General features: G+C 73.0%; 4 protein-coding genes. 2 read left to right on the top strand and 2 right to left on the bottom strand.

What is annotated here, in order from left to right; all coding sequences use genetic code 11:
* Window positions 1-326, bottom strand: a 326-nt coding sequence (locus ACTUAL_RS13585) for a hypothetical protein (RefSeq protein WP_440900487.1), incomplete at its 3' end; no start/stop codon positions are given.
* Window positions 327-546: 220 nt separating this feature from the next.
* Here ACTUAL_RS13585 and ACTUAL_RS13580 point away from each other — a divergent pair.
* Window positions 547-858: a hypothetical protein gene (locus ACTUAL_RS13580; RefSeq protein ID WP_440900486.1), complete on the top strand. Its 312-nt coding sequence runs from the start codon at window positions 547-549 to the stop codon at window positions 856-858.
* Window positions 859-1146: 288 nt separating this feature from the next.
* Here ACTUAL_RS13580 and ACTUAL_RS13575 read toward each other — a convergent pair whose 3' ends face one another.
* Window positions 1147-2604, bottom strand: a complete 1458-nt coding sequence (locus tag ACTUAL_RS13575; RefSeq protein ID WP_440900485.1) for a class I adenylate-forming enzyme family protein — start codon at window positions 2602-2604, stop codon at window positions 1147-1149.
* Between the two features lie 294 nt (window positions 2605-2898).
* Between ACTUAL_RS13575 and ACTUAL_RS13570 the strand changes: the two genes are divergently transcribed.
* Window positions 2899-4534, top strand: a 1636-nt coding sequence (locus ACTUAL_RS13570) for a hypothetical protein (RefSeq protein WP_440900484.1), incomplete at its 3' end; no start/stop codon positions are given.

Genomic DNA, 4534 nt, shown 5'->3' with positions numbered 1-4534 from the left:
AGCGGGATGGTCCGACTGGAGGCGTCGTCGTAACCGGACCGCGCCAGCAGCGAGACGTCGAACAGCCGCTCGTCGAGCTCCCCGGAGCCGATGCGAGCCTGGACGTCAACCGGAACGACGTGCAGGTCCCCCCGCGTGTCCGTGAACGAGCGAAACCCAACCCCGTCCCGGCCGGGCGCGCGCCTGACGTGGACCCGCCCGTTGCCGACATCCACCACGTCACCGGTGATGAGCGTGACCGTGGTGGTCAACCCGTCGACCCCGACCTGCTGATGCTGTTGTCGGACTTCTGCGGAAGCCGGAACGACTGCCGTGGCGGCGACCACGACAGCCACCAGTCCGGCGACTGGACACGACCGTTTCAACGCGGGATCTCCTCGGTGCACCGTGGGGGAACTGCCCTCGGTGCCGGAGACACAGCACGGGGCCGTTTTGTTGCACGCGCCGCGACCCGGTCCGTTCACAGACCTGCCGGAGGTGCGGGGTGCGCAGGAATCCCGCAGCTGAGGCCGACGCGCAGGCGGGCGACGGCCTCCCCTCGCGGTAGTGTGGCCACCGATCGGCGCGGTGCGCCCGGCAGGGGACGGTGAGGCGGACGTGGTCGTCATCGCACTGCTGGTCCTCATCGCCGCCGCATCGGTGGTGATCGCGGCGCTGAAGGTGGGCAACCAGCGCATGACGACGGCCTTCCTCCTGCTGCACGTGGTGGCGTCGGTGGCGCTCATCGCCGCGCTGGAGGGACCGCTGAACCTCTGGATCGCCACCCTGGGCCCAGGCCTGCTCGTGGCCGCGATCCGCCTGGTCACCACCCTGGTGCGCCTGGGACGGGATCGGAGGACATCCGGAAGGCCGAGTTAGCCGGTGGCGGCCGTCCCCTCCTTGGTCACGACGTCCGCACGCCCCCGACTCGACCACCGCGCGACCCCCCCGACTCCAGTGCGAGACGGGTGGCGGCTCGGTTGCTGGTGCGGTTGAAGAACCCGCGGCGCGGGTGGAGTGCCTTGGTTGTGGTGGGATGAGCGAGTCCGAGCGTCAGCACGTGCGGGCTCGGGTTCGGGCGTCGGTGGACTCGCAGGTGGTCAACGAGAGCGCGCTTCTGCACGTCGATCGGGCCGGTGGGGTGTTGGGGCTCCGGGAGAACCGAGTTCACCCGGTCTGGGCGGCGTGCTCCGCCAGTGCCCTCTTGTCGACCTTGCCGTGCACCGTGCGCGGCAGCTCGTCACACCTCAGAACGCGGTCGGGAAGACGGGCGGCGTCCAGGAGGGCGGCCATCCCGGACCGCACGCCCTCGACGTCCACCGCGCCCGTGAACCACAGCAGGAGCCCTTGTCCTGGAACGTCGGAGACCGCCGCTTCCACGACACCGGGCACCGCCAGCGCCGCTGCCTCGACCTCGGTGGTGCTGATCCGCACGCCCCGCCGCTTGAGGATGTCGTCGCGCCGCCCGACCAGGTGCAGGTCGCCCGCCTCGTCGATCCACCCGTAGTCACCGGTGTGCAGCGCGGTTCCACCGGTGGCCCGGTCGGGGCGGTAGCGGCGGGCGGTCTCCTCGGGGGCGCGCCAGTACCCCGCCATCACGTGCGGCCCGCGCACCACGATCTCACCGATCGAGCCCGGCGCCGCAGGCGCACCGCCCTCCCCGACGACCACAACGGACGTGCCCCTGAGCGGGGTGCCCACGCTTCCCGGTCGCCGCAGCTCGTCGTCGGGACCGGAGATGGTGACGCGCTTGCACTCCGTCATGCCGTACATCGTCAAGACGTCCGCCCCGGGAAACGCCTTCCGGAGGCGACGGGCGTGCTCGGCGGTCAGCTCCGCGCCCGTGTTGGTGAAGCGGCGCACGCGGGTGGGTCCGCGGTCCCTCAGCGCGGCGAGCGCCAGAAGCGCCGCGAGCGGCGGGACCACCGGCACGACCGTCACGCCGAAGGACCTGATCTGGTTCAGCGCGAGCACGTCCGGGGAGTCGCCGGGCAGCACCAGCGCCGCGCCCGCGAGCGCCGTGAGCAGGATCTGGTAGAGCCCGTAGTCGAAGGAGAAGGGCAGTCGACCGTAGACCAGGTCGTCACCCCGGTAGCCGACGCGCTCGGCGATGGCGCGCGCCGCGAACACGACCCGCTCGTGCGGGCACACGACGCCCTTGGGCGCGGCCGTGCTGCCCGAGGTGTACACCAGGAACGCGACGTCATCGGCTGCCACGTCCGGCTCTTCCAGCTCCAGCGAGCCCGCCGCGGCCGAGAGCAGTTCGGCCACCTCGACGACCTGCACGCCGTCTCGCCCCAGGGCGGTGTCGCCCGCCTCCACGACGCACAGCGCGGGTTCGCAGTCGACCACGATCCCGACCACCTGCGGGGCCTCCCGCGCCGGGCTCACGGGCACGGCGACGGCGCCGACCCTGAGCACGGCTTGGAGCAGGACGACGAACTCCCGGCTGTTCGCGAGCCGCAGCAGCACGCGGTCGCGCGGTCGCACGCCCCGCGCCACCAGGCGCGCCGCGGCGTCGGAACCGAGAGCCCACAGGTCCGCGTGCGTCAGATCACCCCGCCGGTCCCGGACCGCCACGGCATCAGGGTGATCGCGAGCGGCCCGCGCGAGGAGCCCGTGCACCACTCCATCACCACAGCGCACCGGTCGCTCCCGTCCACCGCGCGTTCCCGAAACCCTCGTGCCTGAAAAGCTATTCACCGCTCCGATCCGGTGTCAAGGTTTCCGGAAAACCGTCTTCGGTTTCCAGAGCCTGAGGAGAGCCGAACGGGATGAGCGGAGTTGACAGGTCGGTAAAGTTCGCCGCGACCTCCCGGAAAAGGGGGCATCGGGAAACCATTTCCTGTGAATCCCGGAGCGGAACGCCTGAGCGGCTCGGGGATCTCGGGAACACGCAGGCACATCGGGGGTAGTGCTGTGGAGATCACTTCGGCCGAGGCGCCGGAACGGCTCCCGCTGACCGCGGCCGAGCTGTACGGGCTGGCCTCGTTCCAGCCCGTGCCGACCGAGCTGCTGCACCGGATCTCGTCGTGGCCGCTGCCGGACGTCGCGCGGGCGCGCGCCGTCGTCGACGCCGTGGTGGAGCGGCACGCGGTGCTGCGCTCCCGGATCGTCGTCGGCGAGGGGGGCGCGCTCCACCGGGAGATCGACCCGGTCGCGTCACCGCCGCTGGTCGAGCTGGACGACGGCCAGGAGCCGGGTTCGGCGGTGGCGGCTGCGGTCCGCTCTGACCCGATCAGGCTGGAGGAGGAGTGGCCCGCCCGCTGGTACCTGCTGCGCGCCCCCTCGAACGGGGGAACGCGGCTCGGCTTCGTGGTCCACCACGTGGCGGCAGGCGACAAGGGCGTGACGGCCGTCGTCGAGGAGGTCGACCGCCTGCTGGCCGGGCAGGCGCCCGCCGAGCCGCTCGCGCTGGCGGACTGGGTGCGGCTGCGCTCGACCGGGGCCTGCGGGGAGCGCGCGGCGCGGGGCGCCCTGTTCGTCCAGGAGGCCATCCGGTCGTCGCCGTCGCTGGTGTTCACCGATCGGGGCCGCAGGGTCCCGCTGCCCGCCTGGTTGCCTGATGGGCTGGTCCCCTCGACGACGGCCACCTCCCGGTCCGCGGCCTTGGCGGACCGGCTGCTCGTGCTGGGGGAGCGCTGGAGGGTTCCGGAGTCGGTCATTCTGCTGGCCGCGCTGTCGGGGGCGCTGTCGGACCTGCTGGGCGTGCCGGAGCTGCACTGGAGGTCGCTGGTGGACCTGGCGGGTCCGCAGCAGGGCGGCAGCTCGGTGGTGGCGTACGAACCCCACGGGGTGCTGCTCCGGGCTGACGCGTCGACGGGGTCCCTGGAACGGCGGGCGAAGGCGCTCGCCGCGCAGTCGATGCGCGCGATGCGCCACCTGTGGACCGGGGACGACGTGCTCGTCGAGGCCGCCCACGCGGAGTCGGTGCGCCGGGGCGCGCACGTGGACCTGCCCCTGTGGTTCAACTTCGCGCTCAGCAGGCAGCGCCTGGAGCGGTTGGTGGCGGGGCGAGCCCGCGCGGTGGGCGGACCTGCGGTGGAGGTGATCACCGAGGCGCGTTTCGCCCGCCCAGGGGGCAGGGAGATCGGGGTGTTCGCCGCCGGTCAGGACGAGAGAGTGCGGGTCGACCTCTACACCCACCACACGGGTGTGTCGGGCGCCGCGGCCAGGTCGTTGCTGCGAGTGGCCCACGAGGAGATCATGGACAGCTGCCTGGGCCGAGAGTCGCGCGAGCGGCGGGCGCGGGCAGCGGCGGTGGCCAGGGGCCGCCTGTTCCGAGGCGCCGCCCCCGGCCCGTCGGCCGCCGCGCCGGACTCGGGGGGCGCGGTGGTGGAGACCGCCGAGCACGCGACGGGCGTCCTGGACGTCCCTGGGGCCAGCATGACCACGGTCACCCCCAAGCCTGTCCGTCCAGCCTCGGCGGGCGCGCTGCGCGCGCTGCTCGACGCCGTGCGCTCGGGCAGCGCGCTGACCCGGCCGGACCCGGAGCGCAGCTTCCTCGGCCAGGGCGCGTCGATCCGGGACATCCCCTCCGTGATGGGCTTCCTGC

The organism is Actinosynnema sp. (assembly GCF_052038725.1).
The sequence above is the reverse complement of the archived record's forward strand: the minus strand, read 5'-3'. Positions and strand labels throughout refer to the sequence as shown.